Annotated in this window: 14 protein-coding genes; 7 read left to right on the top strand and 7 right to left on the bottom strand. The window is 70.2% G+C overall.

The window, feature by feature from the left end:
* Positions 1-23 precede the first annotated feature (23 nt).
* Both ABZ822_RS06485 and ABZ822_RS06480 read right to left on the bottom strand, forming a co-directional pair.
* Entirely contained in the window at positions 24-1,100 is a 1,077-nt protein-coding gene (locus ABZ822_RS06485) for a hypothetical protein (protein ID WP_360847773.1), read from the bottom strand.
* Positions 1,097-1,750 carry a hypothetical protein gene (locus ABZ822_RS06480; protein ID WP_360847770.1) on the bottom strand — a complete coding sequence of 218 codons (654 nt, stop codon included), beginning with the start codon at positions 1,748-1,750 and terminating at the stop codon, positions 1,097-1,099. The genes ABZ822_RS06485 and ABZ822_RS06480 overlap by 4 nt, the downstream gene beginning before the upstream one ends.
* Positions 1,751-2,164: 414 nt before the next feature.
* Here ABZ822_RS06480 and ABZ822_RS06475 point away from each other — a divergent pair, with 414 nt between their 5' ends.
* The 4 genes from ABZ822_RS06475 to ABZ822_RS06460 all read left to right on the top strand — a co-directional run bounded on the left by ABZ822_RS06475 (position 2,165) and on the right by ABZ822_RS06460 (position 6,236).
* The gene (locus tag ABZ822_RS06475; RefSeq protein ID WP_360847767.1) at positions 2,165-3,082 is read left to right on the top strand and encodes an alpha/beta hydrolase; all 918 of its coding nucleotides are present in this window, start codon (positions 2,165-2,167) and stop codon (positions 3,080-3,082) included.
* Entirely contained in the window at positions 3,075-4,253 is a 1,179-nt protein-coding gene (locus ABZ822_RS06470; RefSeq protein ID WP_360847764.1) for an acyltransferase, read from the top strand. The genes ABZ822_RS06475 and ABZ822_RS06470 overlap by 8 nt, the downstream gene beginning before the upstream one ends.
* 76 nt (positions 4,254-4,329) lie before the next feature.
* Positions 4,330-5,574: a sensor histidine kinase gene (locus ABZ822_RS06465; protein ID WP_360848802.1), complete on the top strand. Its 1,245-nt coding sequence runs from the start codon at positions 4,330-4,332 to the stop codon at positions 5,572-5,574.
* Positions 5,571-6,236: a response regulator transcription factor gene (locus tag ABZ822_RS06460; RefSeq protein ID WP_360847762.1), complete on the top strand. Its 666-nt coding sequence runs from the start codon at positions 5,571-5,573 to the stop codon at positions 6,234-6,236. The genes ABZ822_RS06465 and ABZ822_RS06460 overlap by 4 nt, the downstream gene beginning before the upstream one ends.
* Before the next feature lie 58 nt (positions 6,237-6,294).
* Here the strand turns inward: ABZ822_RS06460 and ABZ822_RS06455 are convergent, their stop codons facing one another.
* Complete coding sequence (locus ABZ822_RS06455) at positions 6,295-7,173, bottom strand: LysR family transcriptional regulator (protein WP_360847759.1); 879 nt, start codon at positions 7,171-7,173, stop codon at positions 6,295-6,297.
* 118 nt (positions 7,174-7,291) lie between these two features.
* Complete coding sequence (locus tag ABZ822_RS06450; protein ID WP_360847756.1) at positions 7,292-8,905, bottom strand: sulfatase; 1,614 nt, start codon at positions 8,903-8,905, stop codon at positions 7,292-7,294.
* Between the two features lie 1,010 nt (positions 8,906-9,915).
* On the opposite strand from ABZ822_RS06450, the gene ABZ822_RS06445 reads away from it, so the two are divergent.
* Both ABZ822_RS06445 and ABZ822_RS06440 read left to right on the top strand, forming a co-directional pair.
* Complete coding sequence (locus tag ABZ822_RS06445; protein WP_360847753.1) at positions 9,916-11,772, top strand: TIGR03767 family metallophosphoesterase; 1,857 nt, start codon at positions 9,916-9,918, stop codon at positions 11,770-11,772.
* A 272-nt stretch (positions 11,773-12,044) separates the two neighbouring features.
* Positions 12,045-14,090, top strand: coding sequence for a TerD family protein (locus tag ABZ822_RS06440; RefSeq protein WP_360848799.1), 2,046 nt, complete (start codon positions 12,045-12,047; stop codon positions 14,088-14,090).
* Between the two features lie 73 nt (positions 14,091-14,163).
* Here the strand turns inward: ABZ822_RS06440 and ABZ822_RS06435 are convergent, their stop codons facing one another.
* Complete coding sequence (locus ABZ822_RS06435) at positions 14,164-14,490, bottom strand: TraR/DksA C4-type zinc finger protein (RefSeq protein ID WP_360848796.1); 327 nt, start codon at positions 14,488-14,490, stop codon at positions 14,164-14,166.
* A 346-nt stretch (positions 14,491-14,836) separates the two neighbouring features.
* Positions 14,837-16,300, bottom strand: coding sequence for an amino acid permease (locus ABZ822_RS06430; protein ID WP_360847750.1), 1,464 nt, complete (start codon positions 16,298-16,300; stop codon positions 14,837-14,839).
* A 609-nt stretch (positions 16,301-16,909) separates the two neighbouring features.
* On the opposite strand from ABZ822_RS06430, the gene ABZ822_RS06425 reads away from it, so the two are divergent.
* Positions 16,910-17,515, top strand: coding sequence for a GPP34 family phosphoprotein (locus tag ABZ822_RS06425; RefSeq protein WP_360847747.1), 606 nt, complete (start codon positions 16,910-16,912; stop codon positions 17,513-17,515).
* An 80-nt stretch (positions 17,516-17,595) separates the two neighbouring features.
* On the opposite strand, the gene ABZ822_RS06420 is transcribed toward ABZ822_RS06425, so the two are convergent.
* The gene (locus ABZ822_RS06420) at positions 17,596-18,162 is read right to left on the bottom strand and encodes a dihydrofolate reductase family protein (protein ID WP_360847744.1); all 567 of its coding nucleotides are present in this window, start codon (positions 18,160-18,162) and stop codon (positions 17,596-17,598) included.
* Positions 18,163-18,272 lie beyond the last annotated feature (110 nt).

Raw genomic sequence — 18,272 nt, 5'->3', positions numbered from 1 at the left:
GTCCGATTCCCCCCCCGTTACGGCTACCGGTTGATGGACTGGATTTCCTGAACGGTCATGTCGCGAGTGGTCTCGAAGGTGCCGTTCGGCAGGTCGCCTCGGGTGCCGCCGGAGCCCTCCCAGGAGATCTGCCAGGTGATCGACGCCTTCAACTCGTACGGCCGGCCGCTGCTCGCGCGTTGATAGGTGATGCCGCACGGAGGCGTCTTGTCGGAGTCACCCTTGCTGTACGGCGTACCGATCGAGCCGTCGTCGTTGATCTTGCAGTCGCCGGAGGCGGGGCGGGTCTCGGCGTCGTCCGTTCCGGGTTCCAGGTGCAGGGCGACCGGCTTCGCGGTCGTTTCCGCCCACACGCCGGCGTCCGCCAGCTCGGCGCGGACCCTGACCTCTTTGAAGGTGCCCTTGTCCAGCCACACCCAAGTGGGCAGGTTCACCGTGGACTTGGTGACCGGATTCACCTCGACCTCGGTGGTGGGGACATTGATCTTGTCGTAGGCGTAGCCGGCCAGGACGTCAGGGGTGGGTGCGTGCTCGTCGTCGGGGAGGTTGCCGGAGTTCTGCCAGAACAAGGTCCGTTCACAGACGGCGGACTCGGGGTCGTCCTCCCGGTTCTTGTTGATCACCCCGCGCCAGAACCTGCCGTCCTTGTCGAGGTTGTAGTTCTCGTAGCCCGCCCCGCTGCCGGTCTTCGCCGTGCCTTTCTCGTAGTGGTCCACCATCAGCTCCTCGCCCCAGCTGAGCGTGGGGGTGACGTGGACCAGGTTCGTGTTGGGATTCTTCTTGAGGCGGTCGACGGCTGCCTTGAGTTGTTGCGACGTGGCCACCGGCTCGTACCAACACGCCGGAGGTTCCCAGTTGGGGTCCACCGGGGCCAGCGGCTCATGGGAGCTGCCCGAGGAGCCGCCGCTGACCTGCCTGACCTTGATGCCGGTGGCGGTTGCCGCGGCGGTCAGCGTGGCACCGGACGCGTCGCCGGAAGGGCGGCCTGAGGACGGCGGCTCCACGTTGTCGTCTCCGATGGCGTACGCCGCTGTGGAGGACAAGATCACAGCGCAGACCGAGACGGCGCCGAGTGCACCTGCCTTGGCAGCATGGCTCATCGGCTGCATCCTCCCGCCGCCACGTTCACGGACGTGGTCTTCCACACGCCCTGCGAGGTCTTGTCCAGCCGGGTGCGGTACTGCAGCACTGACTCGGGCTTGTCCGGTGTCTTGACGATCTTCCCAGTCTTGCGATTCTTCGTGGATGCCTGGCGCTCGTCAACGCAGTAGAAGAGGATGCCGGAACCGTTGTCGCTGATGAGGACCTTCGGATTGAAGGCGGTCACCTTGCCGATGATGCTGTCGTCGTCGTCCACGAACTGATTGATCCACTTGCGGGCCGAAACCTGAGTGGCCTCTGAGCTGTAGAAGGTCAATGCTTCGGAGTTCGGCTCCGAATCGATGACCGCGGCGTACTTTGCCCTCAGCTGCTCACGACCGTCGTTCAGGATCACCTGAAGCTTCGGATCGCTGTTCGTCCAGTTCTTGAAGTCCGCTCGGAACGCGCTGGACAGCGTGATCTCCGGTCGCTTGATGCCGTCCGACGAGGCCGGGGCCGAGGGACTCGCGGACGTCTTCCCGCCTCCGCCGTCCGCTCCCTTGATCTTGTCCGATGACGAGTCGTCATCTCCTCCTGAGCCGCAGGCGGTCAGAAGCAGGGCCGCGGATGCGGTGAGCACGGCTGCTAGGGGCCGGGCGGGGCGGTTCACTCTGGACTCCTGGTGCGGTGGGAGGCAACGCAAGTGAACCAACGCTATCTGCGGGTCGGAGGGCTGCACCAATGGGGTTTCCGTCAACCCGAATGAAAACATGTGCAGTTCGGGGAATTGCCCGGGCGGAACATCTCTGCACGCGGCGTCATGGACAAGCATGGATCGCGCGATCACTGAGCTGTTGGGCGGCGACCGCATCCTCTCGGTAGCTGATCGCGCAGTTGCCAACGGCGATGCATCGTCGCCTGGCGGCCGCGCACGCCCTCCGGCACGACCCTCACGAGACCCGTCATACCTGAGAGCTACGCGGCAGGCCCGCTCTCCAGCGTGACGCCGACCAGGGCCTTCCCTTCATAGCTTCCTTCTCATGGACGCCGCACGAGTGTGCGGCGCCGACCGGGAGGGGAGCCCATGAACCGTCTTCGTCGAGCTCTGCTCGCCGCGCTGGTCACCGCCGCGGTGGCCGTGCCGGTGTCGGGGGCGGTGCGGCCCGAGGTTCCCGCCCCGGAGCCCGTCGCCTTCTCCGCGTCCGCCGGTCCGGAGGCGCGGTACGCGGCCAACCGCGCCAACGCCCGTGAGGCCGCGCGGATGGCCGAGGCGAGCGGGGACCACCGGCGCGCCGCCCACCTGCGGACCCTCGCCCGGCCCGATCGCCGCTTCCTCACCTTCGACGGACGCGGCGCCGGGCGGGCCGTCGAGGTGCTCGGCGACCTGCGGAAGGCCGAACATCTCGCGGTCCTCGTCCCCGGCTCCGACACCGGCCTCGACACCTACGAGCGCTTCCGGGCCGGAGCCGCCGCCCTCCACGACCGTCTCGGGCGCCGCGCCGCCGTCGTGACGTGGCTCGGCTACGACACCCCGGGCACCGTCGCCCCCGAGGTGCTGACCACGGGGCGGGCCGACGACGCCGCCCCCGGACTGACGCGCCTGGTCGGCCGGTTGAAGGCGTACAACCCGCGGGCCCACGTCTCCGCGCTCTGCCATTCGTACGGCTCCGTCGTCTGTGCCCGCGCGGCGGGCGAGGGCCTCGACGTGGGCGACGTCGTGTTCTTCGGCAGCCCCGGCACCGGTGCCGCGACCGCTCGCGACCTCGGCACCCCGGCCCGCGTCTGGGCGGGCCGGGGTGGCGGCGACTGGATCGCCCGCGTGCCGCACGTCAGCGTCGGACTGCTCGGAACGACCGTCGGGTTCGGCACCGACCCGGTCGCTCCGGCCTTCGGCGCCCGGCGGTTCGAGGCGGGGGACGGCGGCCACAGCGACTACCTCAAGCCCGGCACCCGGTCGCTGAAGAGCATCGGGCGCATCGTGACGGGAGACACCGATGCGTGACCTCGTACGCCGTATCGACGCCGCGACGCCCGCGGACCGCGACCGGGGCGTCGACGCCCTCCGGGCCGCCGCGATCCTCGGCGTCGTCCTGGGCCACTGGCTGGTCACCGCGCTCGTCTCCGACAGCGGCGCGCTGCGCGGCGCGAGCCCGCTGCAGGACATGCCGCAACTCACCCCGGTCTCCTGGGTGTTCCAGACCCTGGCCGTGTTCTTCCTGGTCGGCGGGCACGTCGGCGTCAGGAGCCTCGCCGCCGCGCGGGCCCGCGGCGACGGCTACCGCGCCTGGCTGGCCGCCCGCCTCATCCGGCTGTGGCGCCCCGTTGCGGCGCTCCTCGCCCTCTGGGCGGTGGCCGTGGCCGTGATGCTCGCGCTGGGTACGGGCCTGGACACGATCCGCACGCTGGTCAAGCTCGTGCTGTCGCCGCTGTGGTTCCTGCTGGTCTTCGCCGCGCTCACCGCCGCGACGCCGCTCGTCGCCCGGCTGAACCCGTTGTGGCCACTGGCCGTCGTCCTGCACGTGGATCTCGTCCGTTTCGGCTTCGGAGGACCGGACCAGCTCGGCTGGATCAACCTGGCCGCCGGCTGGCTCGTCCCGTACACCCTGGGCGCGGCCCGGTCTCGCGGGGAACTGTCCAGGCGCGCCTGCCTGACGCTGGTCGTCTGCGGTACGGCGGCGACCGCCGGGCTCGTCCTCTGGTGCGGCTACCCGGCCTCCATGGTGGGCGTCCCCGGCGCGCCGGTCTCCAACCTCAACCCGCCGACCCTCGCCGCCGTCACCTTCGGCGTCGCCCAGTGCGGGCTGGCCCTGCTGCTGCTCGGACCACTGCGGCGGCTGATGCGCAGGCCCGCGGCCTGGGCCGCGGTCGCCCTCGTCAACCTCTCCGCGATGACGATCTTCCTCTGGCACCAGACGGCGCTGATGGCCGTCACCACCACCGGGCTGCTCGCGGGGCCGCTGCCCGGACTTCACACCGTTCCCGGCGAACCCGGCTGGACCGCGGCGCGGTTGGCGTGGCTTCCGGTCTTCGGGGTGGCGCTGGCCGTGTGCTGGGCGGTGTTCCACCCCTACGAGCAGGGCCGCCGCCGCCGGAGCAGGGGCGCGTCCCGGGTCGTGCGCCGGTCGGCCCCGAAGAAGCGGACCGCCGGGAGAGCGGGAGTGACCCATGTCTAGGGTTACCTGGGTGAATGCCCCTACGGGCCTGGCGAGCCGGCTGCTCGATGCCCTGCGCACCCTGAGCACCGACCTGATGACGGTCGACCGCGACCCGCTGCCGCCGATGGCGAAGCCACGCTGGCTGCGCCGGCTGCCGCACGTGGGGGTGGCGTGGCTCGCCCTCCTGACCCTCGTCTTCTCCGCCAACGAGCTCCTGCTCAGGTACATGCAACCGGAGCCGGTCCTCGGCGGCGTCGACGGGATGGAACCGTACGTCGCGCTGCCGATCGCCGCCGCCAAGGGCTGCGCGGTCCTGTTCGCGATGTCCCGCCCCGTTCCCGCCTGGTGGCTGTCGATGGCCACGACCACCGTTGTCGGCTGGTCCGCGATCGTGTACGGGCCCGGGAGCGAGTGGCCGTGGGCGTACACCGGGCTCCTCGTCGACCCCGTGGTGCTGCTGCTGCTCGCCCTGCGCGTCCCGGTCCGGGTCGCCGTCGAGGCGCTGGGCCTGAGCCTCGTGCTGGGCTTCGCCCTCGGCGGGTACACGGACGGTTTCCGGAACAACTCCTCCCTGATCCCCGCCGCCGCCTTCCTCGTCATCGCGGTCGTCCTGGGCGCCGCGCTGCGCGGCCGCCGCGAGGCGCGGTCCAGCCTGGCCGAACAGGCCGTGCTCACCGAGGAGGAACGGGCCCGCCGCACCGTGCTGGAGGAGCGCAGCCGCATCGCGCGCGAGCTGCACGACGTGGTCGCCCACCACATGTCGGTCATCTCCATCCAGGCGCAGGTGGCCCCGCACCTGGCCAACGACCCGTCGGACGAGCTCAGGGAGAACCTGGACGGCATCCGGCAGAACGCGGTGGACGCGCTCACCGAACTCCGCCGTGTCCTGGGCGTCCTGCGGTCCGAGAGCCAGGGGCACGGCGCCGCGCCGCACGCCCCGCTGCCCACCCTGGAGCGCCTGGACGCTCTCGTCGAGAACGCCAGGGCGGCGGGGCTGACCGTGCGATGCGACACCGGCGGGGAGCGCACGCCCCTGACCCCGGGCGTGGAGCTGTCGGCGTACCGGATCGTGCAGGAGGCTCTCAGCAACGCGATCCGGCACGCGCCGGGTTCGACCGTACGGATAGAAATCGCCCACGCCCGCGCCGGGTTGCGCGTCCGGATCGCCAACACCGCGCCGCGCGCCGCGGCCCCGCCGTCACCCGGCGCCGGGCACGGGCTGCTGGGGATGCGGGAACGGGCGACCATGCTGGGGGGCGATCTCGCCACCGGTCCCACACCCGATGGAGGCTACGAAGTGACCGCGTTCCTGCCCGCCGGAGGGGAGAACCGGACATGACGATCCGCGTGGTGATCGCCGACGACCAGATGATGGTCCGGCAGGGGTTCACGGTGCTGCTCAACACCCACCCCGACATCGAGGTCGTCGGGCAGGCCGTCGACGGGCTCGACGCGGTCGACCAGGTCACGCGGTTGCGCCCCGACGTCGTGCTCATGGACATACGGATGCCCGAACTCGGCGGCATCGAGGCGACCCGCCGTATCACCGCCGGCCTCCCGGAGGTCCGGGTCCTGGTGCTGACCACCTTCGACCTCGACGAGTACGTCTACGAGGCACTGCGCGCGGGCGCCTCCGGCTTCCTCCTCAAGGACGCCTCCGCCGACCAACTCGCCGACGCCGTACGGGTGGTGGCCTCCGGTGACGCGCTCCTCGCGCCGGGTGTCACCCGGCGGCTGATCGCGGAGTTCTCACGGATCAGCGGATCCCCGCGGCCGCTGGAGAAGGACCGCGTCGGCTCACTGACCGAGCGTGAGACCGAGGTCCTCGGGCTGATCGCACGGGGCCTGTCGAACGCGGAGATCGCGGAGCACCTGATCGTCGCCGAGCAGACCGTGAAGACCCATGTCAGCCGGATCCTGGTGAAGCTGGGGCTGCGCGACCGTACGCAGGCGGCGGTGTTCGCCTACGAGACGGGCATCGTGCGCCCGGCCGGGTACTGACGGGGATGCATGGGGATCGGCGGGGCTGAGGCCGCGGGAGCTACGCGAGGGCAGCGCGTCACGACGTGAGCGAGGGCAGCGACGCCGCGAAGTCCCGGATCTTGGCGTTCTCGTTGACCGTGCGCCAGCTCAGCACCGCACGGGCCGGCGGCAGTCCCTCCAGCGGCACGAACACCACGTCGGGGTGGCGGTAGTACTGCGTCAGCGCGGTCGAGGTGGCGCAGACCTCGCTGCTCGTCGCGACCCGGCTCAGCATCTCGTGCTGGGTCTTGACCAGCCTGCCCCGGCGGATCGGCTGCCCCGCCGGCGTGAGCCGGGGCAGGAAACCCTCGCGGATCTCCTTCGGCGCCGCCGACGGCATCTCGACCATCGTGTGCTCGGCCAGCTCCTCGGCCTCGACCGAACTCCGCGTCGCCAGCGGGCTGTCGGTGGCGACGGCCAGCACGCGCGGGTACTCGGCGATCACCGGCCCCACTGTCAGATCGGGCTCGCACACCGGCCAGATGGTCACCTGCATGTCGACCTCGGCCCGCCGCAGGGGGCCGAAGTAGTCGCTCCAGCGGGTCTCGCTCATGCTGATCGACCACTCGGGGTGCGTACGGCGGAAGCTGGTCACCGACGCGTTCACCGCGCCCGCGAAGGGGCCGAGGAAGCCGATGCGCAGTTCGCGCGCGAACGCCCGGGTCTCCTCGATGGACCGCTGCAGCCCCTCGAAGCTCGGCTTCACCCGCGCCAGCAGGAACTGCCCGGTGGGCGTGAGCGTCACCCTGCGGCTCGTACGGTCGAAGAGGCGGCCGCCTATGCGCCGCTCCAGCGACTGGATGAGCTGACTCACCCGCGGCCGGGACAGCCCGAGACGCTCGGCGGCCCTGGCGAAGTGCAGCTCCTCGGCGAGGACCAGGAAGGCCTCGATCTCGCCCAGTTCGGTAAGTGCCACTTACCGATCGTACAGAACATCGCTCTTGATGAGGGCCGGGTGGACGGCAACGATGGAGCCGCTTCGGGCGGAGGCCCTCTTCACGGGGGTGAGAGGGCCTGCGCCCGTTCCGCGCAGCTCAGTTCTTCCCGGAGGGGGCCTTCTCCGAGGGGGACGGACGCGCGTCCGGCTGCGGCCCGTACGCCGTCAGGAAGCGGTCGCGGAAGCTGTCCATCTTCCAGACGGGAGCCTTGCCCGCGCCGGGGTTGAGCCCTTCCGCCCAGCCCCACGCAGAGATCCGGTCCAGCACCTTCTTGTCGTGGGCGACGATCGCGACGGGCACGTCCCGGTTCGCGTTCTCCCCGCTGACCTTGGGGACCGGCTGATGGTCGCCGAGGAAGACGAGCACGGTGTCCTTGCTGCCGTACTTCTCCACGTACGAGGTCAGGCTGCGCAGTGAGTACTGGATGGAGCGGCCGTACTCCCGCCGCACGGACGAGGTGTCCTCCCACACCTCCACCGGGTCCTTGCCCGCCTTCGCGATCGGGCCGTACACGGACCCGTCGCCCATGGCGTTCCAGCCCAGCGTCCGGGGCAGGGGCGCCCAGGGGTTGTGGCTGGAGGTGAGGATGATCTCCGACATCAGCGGCTTGTCGCCGGGCTTGCCGTGCTCCAGGCGCTCGAACGCCTTCAGCGTGTACTGGTCGGGCATCGTCGACCAGCTGAACTTCGGCCCCTTGTAGCCGAGTTCGCGGGAGTCGTAGACGTGGTCGAGGCCGTAGAACTTCCCCTCCGGCCAGTCCTTGGTGACGCCCGGCATGATGCCGACCGTCCGCCACGCGCCGGTGCGCTTGAAGGCACTGGTCAAGGTCATGTGGTCGCCGGCCGTCACGGTGCGGTACCGCTGCTGGTTGTCGATCCACAGCCCCGACAGGAAGGTGGAATGGCCGAGCCAGCTGCTGCCGCCGTACGTCGCAGAGGTGAGCCAGGCGCTGCGCGCGGAGTACCCGGCCTTGCGCAGCCGCTCGGTCCCCCGCGCCAGCTCCTCGCCGACACCCTGGGCGCTCTCCGGGTTCTCGATGGCGCTGCGCCCGTAGCTCTCGATGAAGGTGAAGATGACGTCCTTGCCGCGCAGTCCGGTCAGCAACCGGTCGGCGGGGACGTCGCCGAACGCGTCGACGCGTGCCTCCTTGGCGAACTCCCTCTCGTCCTTGATCGTCGCCTTGACCGCCTTGTAGCGGTCGTGCACGAGCCCGGCCGTGCTGCGGGTGGCGAAGGTACCGCCCGCCCCCTGCAGCCCGAGCGTGGCGCAGAGGACCCACACCGTCCCGAGCGCGAGCACGGTGGGGGTCGCCACGGCGCGGTTGCGGGCCATGAGCCGGTCCAGCCGCAGAACGGACAGCGTCATGAGGGCGAGCAGGACGATGACGCCCACCACGACGCCGGCCACGACACCGTCCGCGCCGCCCTCGCCGATCGAGTCCTTCAGGAACGACAGGCCGTCGTCGAGCAGAGGCCAGTCGAGTACGAGGTTGAAGCCGCGGCCGAGCGTCTCGTTGAAGCCCATGTCGAGCAGCTTCACGATGACGAGCAGGCCGAGGCCGATCCCGGCCGGGACGGTGACCGCCCACCGCGCCTTCCGCGGCAGGGCGAGCAGCACGGCGGCACCGAAGATCGCCTCGACCGGCAGGTGGACGAACGCCTCCGGGGTGAGGGCCGGGAGCGAACTCGGCAGGAGGAGGGCCACGAACACGAGCCCGGCGGCGACGACGGAAGTTCCCCAGGAGAGGACGCGGGCGGCGACGGGGTAGGTGGCGCGCCACCCGCGGGGGGCGGGTGCGGTGCCGTCCGCAGCCTTGTCTCCGGGACCGTCGGGTGTCCCGTCCGGCGCCTTGTCTCCGGCGTCGCCGGATGTCCCGTCCGCGGGTTCGTCTCCGGGGCCGTCGGGTGTCCCGTCCGCGGGACCGTCTCCGGGAGCGCCGGATGTCCCGTCCGCGGGATCGTCTCCGGGGCCGTCCGATATCCGATCCCCTGAGCCGTCGGAGCCGCCGTCTTCCGTACCGCCGTCAGGGCCGCTTCCACGACCGTCTCCGGGACCGTCGCTCTGACCGTCTCCGGGACCGTCTCCGGGACCGCCCTCAGGACCGTTCTCCGGACCGCCTTCCTGAGGGTCGTTCGCCGAACGACCCTCCTCCGTGGCTCCTTTGCCCGTTTTCGATCGCTGATGGGAGCTTGTGAAGGGGGACACCCCGAAGGTCCTTCCGTGCGAAGCCCGGTGGTGGTGCGGCGGGCCGGGCTCGGGAGGCCGGGGCCGCCGTTGTCTGTACGGCCTGACCGCGGCATGCGTTCAGCCACCAGGCCACGTCGTGGAATCGCATCCTCCACCCCGGCCTGCGACAACGCCAGAGCGGGGCCAAGGCAGTAGCGATTACTCATGTCGGCGGCCCGGATTCCGTTCGACAATCCAGGCCGGTCGCAGGAAGGGCGTTGACCGTGCCCGGCGCCACGGCCGCACCACGCGATCCGAGAGGTGCCGGGGACGTACTGTCCGTCTGCGTCCGTCCATGTGTGTCCAGGTACGGGGTGAGTTGGAGGGGGTGGAACGGCGGAGTGCCTCGCGCGGCGCGATCTTCAGGCGATGCGCGCGGGAGCCGAGCCGGTCGACAGGTGACAACGGGGGGACCAATGCGCAGTCCAGGCCGGGCGGCGGGGGATCGGACGTCGTAGCCGCGGCCATCGGATCGAGTGAGGAATGGTGACCACGTGTCCGTTTCACGTCGGAGGATGCTGACCTTTGCCGCGGTCGGAGTGGCCGCCGCGGCCATCGGGCCCGGGGAAGTGGCCCGGGCGGCACTCACCGGATCGAGAAATGCACCCTCGAAGTCGGCCTTCGGCGCCGGTACGACGCTGACCAAAACCGTGGTGCCCGGTCCGCCGGACGCCAGTGGCTACCGCAAACTCGTCGAGGCGAACGGCGAAGGACACACGCTGCGCACCGACATCACCTCATCGCGCGCGGAGGACCCGAAACCCCTGGTGGCCTTCGGGCACCTCAGCGATCTGCACATCATCGACGACCAGTCGCCGTCCCGCGTCGAATTCCTCGACCGGTACAACGACGACCCGGAGTCGGGCTACCCCTTCGACGCGGCGTACCGTCCGCACGAGTTCCTGTCGCTGCACCTCGTCGACGCGATGTGCCGTTCCCTGAAGGACCTCGGCAAGGGCCCGAAGACCGGAATGCCGCTCGCCTTCACGGTGGTGACGGGCGACGCCGTCGACAACGCCCAGCTCAACGAGACGCGTTGGTACATCGACCTGCTCGACGGCGGCGGCTCGGTGGCGGCCAACTCCGGCTCCCCCGACAAGGACGAGAGCGTCTCGAACGGGGTCTTCGGCCAGGACGAGCACTACTGGCGCCCCGAGGAGGCGCCGCAGGCCGGCAACAAGTACGGCGAGCGCGGATTCCCGCAGATCCAGGGCCTCCTGGGCGCGGCCCGTACGCCGTTCGACGCGGGCGGTCTTGGCATGCCCTGGTACGCGGTGTACGGGAACCATGACGTGATGGTGCAGGGCAACATCCCGACCGACACCGATCTGCCGTTCTTCCACTCGCTCAAGTACCACACCGTCAATGCGGAGAAATGGTCCGAGGGCCCGGATCTTCCCGACAAGATGGACGACATCGACCTCTTCGACGTCATCAAGGCCGTCTTCAAGGGGATCGACGACGAGGACGTCACCGCCGACGCCAACCGCCGTCTCCTCAGCCCCGCGGAATTCATCGCGGAACACCACAACACCAGGGGACTGCCGACGGGCCACGGTTTCGCGGAGGGAAGCGACAAGGCGTACTACGCGATCCCGTCCGGGGCCGACGACCCGATCCAGTACATCACCCTGGATTCCACGAACCCCGGCGGACTGGACAACATCCAGAACAACTCGGCCGGCGGGATCGACGAGGACCAGTTCGCCTGGCTCGAGGAGCGCCTCAAGGAGTGCAGCAGCGCGTACTTCGACGAGGACGGCAACGTCGTGAACCAGCGCGACGTCAAGGACAAACTGATCGTCGTCTTCTGCCACCACCCGCTGCGCACGATGACGAACACCGAGGACGACCACCTCCCGGGCGAGGAGGTCGAAGCGCTGCTGCTCCGTTTCCCGAACGTCGTCCTGATGGCGAACGGCCACACCCACCGCAACGAGATCACCCCGCACGCCCGCCCCGCCAACCACGCCAAGCAGGGCGGATTCTGGGAGGTCTCCGCGGCGGCCCACATCGACTGGCCGATCCAGAGCCGTGTGATCGAGATGGCGGCGGGCAAGGACGCGTCGGGCAACGAGACCATCTCGATCTTCACCACCGTTCTGGACATCGACGCGCCGCTGTCCAACGACGGGGAACTCGGCAACCCCAAGGCGCTGGCGTCGCTGGCTCGCGAACTGGCGGTCAACGACATCCAGATCGACGAGACGCGCCGCGGCGAGGTGGCCGACCGCAACGCGGAACTCCTGCTCCCGGCCCCGTTCCCGCTGCCGGCTCTGGCGGCCGCACGGAAGTCGTCCGGCAACTCGGCGGCAGGCCGCACGGGAACCAAGGCCAAGGTCCCGGCCTAGCCAGGCGGAACCCGGAGCACCACGCACGACGCGCCCCCGACCGGCGGAACCGGTCGGGGGCGCGCGACGTTGCGGCCCCGTACGCCCCCCAGTGCGCGGCGGAATGCGGATCTCATGGCCGGACAGCTTCTCGCATTTGTCCACCCTTCAACTGCTTCGGGCGCTATGGTTTCGTTCACCGCGCATGTGTGACGCACCGCACAGTGTCATGGGAGCGGGCCGCCGGGGTGCGTCCCGATGCGGCACTGCACTTGGGGGGCCGCGTGCACGAGATGATCAAAGGCGCCAACATCGGCTTGGCGGAATTGAGCGAGAACGTCTGCTCCGTCATGGTGCGCCTGGGATGGAACAGCGCCACGGGCGAAGGGGACGCGGACGTCTCCGTGCTCCTCCTGGACGGCAGCGGCAAGGTCCGGAGCGACGCCGACTTCTACTTCTACAACCATCCCGTCGCGGACGACGGCAGTGTGCAGCTCCTCGGAAAGACCCCCACGGCCGATGGCGACGAGGACCGCATCAGCCTCGATCTGGACGCGGTCCCGCCGGAGATCGAGCGAGTCGTCGTGGCCGCCAGCCGTTACGCCGGGGCACGTTTCGGCGATCTGGGTCATCTCGCGGTGACGCTCACCGATGGTTCCGGCGACGACCTCGCCCGGTTCTCCGTCGAGGACGCAGGTGCCGTGAGCGCGTTCATCTTCGGCGAGCTCTACCGGCGGTCCGGGGACTGGAAGTTCCGGGCGGTCGGGCAGGGTTACGCATCGGGTCTGGCGGGGCTTGCCACGGACTTCGGCGTCGACATCGAGGATGACGCGGAGACGGACAGCGCTGTCGAAGCGGTCCCGGAGGCCGAACCCCCTGGACTCCGCATTGCGGATACGGATGTGGCGGAGCAGCCGCAGCCACGGCCGAAATCCGGTCCGGTGCCCGCGCAGGGCGGAAGTGCGCCGCCGGCGGAGGTGAGGGAACGCAAGTCGGTTCCCCGGCCGCGTACCGCCAAGAAGAAGGTCACCCTGCCCAAGGTGACGAGGAAATCGCTCGCCGAGAACGACTCCTGGCGAGGCTCCAGACTCTTCCCCGTCGCGGCCCTCAAGAGCGACCGCGAGCGGGAAATGCGCGCCACATCCGTCCTGTTGTCGGTCATGGCACAGGTGCCCGAGTTCGGACGTCGCGTCACGGCGGCATTCGGCGCCCCCGCCGGCCGCATGGAGACGTTCACCGAAGTCACCTTGCCCCATGGCGAATCCCCCAGACGGCCCGACGGAGTCGTGCGCGTGGAGCGGGCGGGCAAGTTGTGGACCGCACTGGTCGAGACGAAGACGAACGGCAACCCCCTCAAGCCCGATCAGGTCCAGGCGTACGTCGACATCGCCGCTCGGCGCGGCTACGAGGCGGTGATCACGCTGTCCAATGACGTCGCTCTGGAGGGCAGGCCCCTGGTCGAGGTGAAAACGGACGGCCGGCGCAAACACAAGGTGGCGCTCTGGCACCTTTCCTGGGCCGAAGTCGCCCACCAGGCACAGATGTTGATCCGGCACGAGGGCGTGAACAATGCCGCTCACGCATGGTTGCTCCAGGAACTGCTGCACTATCTCCAGCACGACCACTCCGGCTGCCACGGATTCCAGAACATGGGCGCGGCGTGGGTCCCCGTGCGCAACGGGATCGATGACGAGACCCTGTGCCGGGGCGACGCCCGTGCCGTGGCGGTCGTCGAAAGCTGGGAGCGGCTGGTCCGCCAGGTCTGTCTACGGCTCGGCGGTGAACTCGGGCAGAAAGTCCTGCCGGTTCAGCGAGCGAGGAGAGGCACCGAGCCGGGCGTACGACGGGAGGCGTCGGCGGACCTGCTCTGCTCCGAAGGGCGGCTCCACGCCGAACTGCGCATCGAGGGCACCGCGGAGATCCTGGCTCTCTCCGCGGACCTGCGCACGGGGAAGCTGCGCACCTCGGTCGACATCGCGGCACCGGACCACGGCTATCCCCTCTCCTGGAGCAAGAAGCTCATCCGCCAATTGGCGGCGGCACCCGCGGACCTGCACATCGAAACACTGATCGAGGGCCAGGGGGCGGGGCCGCGCGGAACACTGGAACGTCTCCGCCCCGAGCCGGCCGACATCCTTCCCAAGGACGGTGCGCAGATCACCGGATTCCGTCTGTCCCTCTTCCGCAGCATGGGCAACGGGCGCGGCAACGCCGAGTCGGGATTCATCCGCAGCGTCGACCACGCAGTGGACCGCTTTCACACACAGGTCCTCGCCCATCTCGATCGGCGGGTGGCAGGAGGACGTACGAAAGGAGGGGCGCTCGCCGCCGCCGGATGAGCCTGCCCGGTGTGGGGTGCACCGGCGGCAGCCGGAGCAGGGGAATGCTCCGCCCCCGTCGCGCGGCTCGCGTTCAGCGCGGGCCGCACGCCGCGCACCGTACGCACGTCACCGCCGCCGGGCGGGCCTCCAGCCGGCCCGCGGGGATCGGTTCGCCGCAGCGTTCGCACCGTCCGTAGTCGCCCCGTTCCAGCCGGTCCAGCGCCTCGTCGAGGTCGGTCAGGTGGTCGCGCGCCTGTGCCAGCAGGGACGCGACATGGGCCCGCTCGAAGGCGGTGCTCGAACCCTCAGGGTCGTGTTCGTCGTCGACCGCCACCAGGGCGTTCGCCTCGACGATGCCGTCGAACTCGCGGCTCAGGGCCTCGATCCGCGCGAGCGTGGCGTCACGGTCGTCCGCCAGCCTGGCACGCGCCGCCGCCCCCTCGGCCGCCGATGAGCCCGCCGCCCGCTCGGCCGCGGGGGCGTCCGCCGCTGCCCGCTCGGCCGCCGGAGTCCCGTCATGACGCGGGGCGCCGTCGTGGCGCGGGGTGCCGTCAGGACGCGAGGCATCACTCACCCCTACGACAACCACTCCGGCCCGGGTCCGCATTTCCCGTAGCCGGGACGTACGCGCGAGAGGCCCCCGCGGACCGTTCCGCGGGGGCCTCGTTCGCGCCTGCGCCGCGCCCTCCCCGGTGGAGCGCGACGCCCGCGCCCTCCCCGGTGGAGCGCGACGCCGTGGCCGGGAGAGCGCAAGGCAGTGGCCGTCAGGCCTCCGCGCGCTCCTCGTCGATCTGCTTGACCCGCTTCCGGACCAGGTACCAGCCGCCGACCAGCGCGAGCGCGATCAGCGGGAGGCTGTTCACGGTCGTCCGGCCGATGCCGCCGTCCATCCACATCAGGACGAGGACGGAGGCCAGGAAGACCAGTGTGACGATCTGGGTGTACGGGGCCCAGGGCAGCCGGTAGTCGGGCCGGGTGACACGTCCGTCCTTGGAGCGGTTCCAGAACAGCAGCGAGCAGATCATGATCATCGACCAGGTGCCGATGATGCCGATCGAGGCGAAGTTCAGCACCAGCTCGAAGGCTTCGTCCGGCATGACGAAGTTGAGGAACACACCGACGACACCGAACGCCGCGGTCAGCAGGATGCCGCCGAAGGGCACACCGCGCTTGTTCATGACGCCGGTGAACTTCGGCGCGGAGCCGGAGAGCGACATCGAGCGCAGGATGCGGCCGGTGGAGTAGAGCCCGGAGTTCAGGCTGGAGAGCGCGGCCGTGAGCACGACCAGGTTCATCACGCCGGCCGCGCCCGGGATGCCGAGCTTGTCGAAGACGGTCACGAACGGGCTCTGATCGCCGGTGTACGCGGTGTACGGCAGCAGCAGCGCGAGCAGCACGACGGAACCGACGTAGAAGAGACCCACGCGCCACATGATCGAGTTGATCGCCTTCGGCATGATCTTCTCGGGGTTCTCGGTCTCACCGGCGGCGACACCGCACAGCTCGACGGAGGCGTAGGCGAAGACGACGCCCTGGATCAGCAGGAGCATGGGCATGACGCCGCTCGGGAAGATGCCGCCGTTCTCGGAGATCGTGGACAGACCCGGGGTGTGGCCGCCGACCTCGTGCTGCGTGACGATGAGGTAGATGCCGACCAGCATGAAGGCGACCAGCGCCGCGACCTTGATGATCGCGAACCAGAACTCCATCTCGCCGAAGTACTTCACCGAGATCAGGTTGGCCGTGAGGACCACGCCGAGAGCGATGAGCGCCAGCACCCACTGCGGGACGTTGCTGAACATGCTCCAGAAGTGGGCGTACGTGGCGGCCGCGGTGATGTCGGCGACGGCGGTGGTGGACCAGTTGAGGAAGTACAGCCACCCGGCGGCGTACGCGCCCTTCTCGCCGGTGAACTCACGGGCGTAACTGACGAACGCGCCCGAGGACGGCCGGTGCAGCACCAGCTCGCCGAGCGCACGCACGACGAAGAAGGCGAAGACGCCGCAGAGGGCGTACGCGATGAAGAGCGAGGGACCGGCGTCGGCCATACGGCCACCGGCACCCAGGAACAGTCCCGTACCGATGGCACCCCCGATCGCGATCATGTTGATGTGACGGGACTTGAGGTCCTTGCGGTACCCGGCGTCACCGGCGTCCACGTGGGGGGTGCTCGCCGCCGGCGCCCCGGCGGCAGGCTTGTCGGCCGCAGTCATGGTGCGGTCACTCATGGAGCTGTTCACCTTCGTGAGGGGATGTGCGGTATCCGGCCGAGAGCCGGCGGCCTTCCACGCGAGGAAGGTGATCACCGCTGGAGACCGAGGGAGCGCAGAAAGGCTCGAGGGTCATAGTCACGGCATCCCTGGGATTTTGGCAGTGGTGAACGTCACTCGGGAATGGATCTGAGGTTTCTCAGAGGTTTCACTAGTGATAACTAAGGGCGTGATGTGTTTCATAGGGGCTCGGGAGGGGGTTCGGTACGGCCGGTCCGTCCGGCCCTCGGCCGTCTTCGCCCCGGGACCCCGTCCGCCTCCGTCCTCGCGCTCACGATCCGGCCGGGAGGGGGTGCCGGGCGGCGGGACGGCGCTCTCGGGGAGCCGCGGCCCGTCCGGAAGCGGGTGCAGCCCCGGCGTCGGCTCCCTAGGCTCGTACGTACGGGAGGAGGCGGGCGGTGCCCCGGAGCCACCGGGCCGCCAGGTCGGGTTCCGCCGGGTCCCACCGGCTGAGGTGGACCCTTCGCCGGGCCCACCCGGCCGAGGTGGACCCTTCGCCGGGCCTACCCGGCCGAGGTGCCGTTCGCCTCCGGCTCGCGTGCCGATGCCTCTGACGTGGAGCGCTCTATGACCACCCCCCGGGACCTGATGATGACCGCGATGGACGTGGAGGCCGACCGCCAGGTCGAGCGCGGCAGGCTCTCGCTCGCGCTCGCGGGGGCCGAGTTGATCGACCTCCTGGCGGCCGAGAGCGTCACGCTGGACGGCGGCCGGATCGTGCCCGGCCTCCGCATGCCCCTGCCGGACCATCTGCTGGACGCGGCCGACGAGTCGCTCGTGCGAGAGACCCCGTACGAGTCGGTCGGCGACTGGCTGTGGCGCAGAGGCCGCGACCTGTCCTCGGCCTACCTGACCGCGCTGGAGACGGAAGGGCAGGTCACGCGGCAGCGCCGCCGCTGGCTGCCGTTCGGGAACAGCCGGACGACGCTGGCCGATTCGCCCGACCGCCGCATGGCGGAGGACCGCTGGGCCTCGCACGAGCCCGTCATCACCGCCCTGGGGACGGCCGTCGGCCTCCGCGAGCCGGAACCCGAGGACGCGGCGGGCGGCACCGACGACGACGTGGAGGAAGTGCTCGCCGAGGTGAACGACGCCGTACTGGAGCTGGAGTCCGTACGGCAGCGGCGCGACATCGAGCAGGCCGCCTTCGACAACATCTGGCGAGGCGACTGACGCACCGGCGCGCCGAAGCGCCGAGCGCCGTACGCCCGCAGGGGGTCGCTGCCGCCAACTGCCGCTCCGGCAGGGGCCGTTCAGGCCCGTGGGATGTCGCGGCCGGTCGGCCGGTACTCGAGCAGCAGCACCCGGCCGTCCAGCGCCCGGTGGCCGACGAGTTCCAGGTCGGCCGCTGCCATTCCGGCGAAGAACGGCTCGCGGCCGGTCTCCCCGGCGAACAGGGGGAACGTCATCAGCCGCAGCCGGTCGACGAGGCCCGCGCCGCACAGGTGCCGAGCCACGGACAGACTCCCCATCGTGCGGAGCGGCAGGTCGCCGTGATCCTTGAGCCGCCGGACCTCGGCGACGAGGTCGCCTCGGCAGATACGGGTGTTCGGCCACGAAGGCGTCGTCTCCAGCGTCGTCGAGAACACGACCTTGTCGAGCTGGGACATCCGTAGCCAGGAGGCGTCGCGTGCCTCCTCGGGCGGCGCGGCGAGCGCCTCGTAGGTGCGGCGCCCCAGCAACACCCTTTGCGGCAGGGCCAGTTCGGACGTGATCCACGCCTCCAGCTCGGGGCCGAAGTAGCCGAAACAGCCGGGTGACACCGCCCCTCCGGCCCATCCGTCGACCGAGAGAAAGACGTCGACCGTCAGTGTCTGCATGGCTGCCTCCGTGGGCCTCGCGTCGCGGGTCATCCGCCCGGACGGCCCGGGCGTGCTTCCACAGGGGACGTCGGACCGGCACCGGACTTCTCGACACCCGCTCCTGACCA

The sequence above is a fragment of the Streptomyces sp. NPDC047108 genome (genome assembly GCF_040643575.1).
GTDB lineage: Bacteria > Actinomycetota > Actinomycetes > Streptomycetales > Streptomycetaceae > Streptomyces.
The sequence above is the reverse complement of the archived record's forward strand: the minus strand, read 5'-3'. Positions and strand labels throughout refer to the sequence as shown.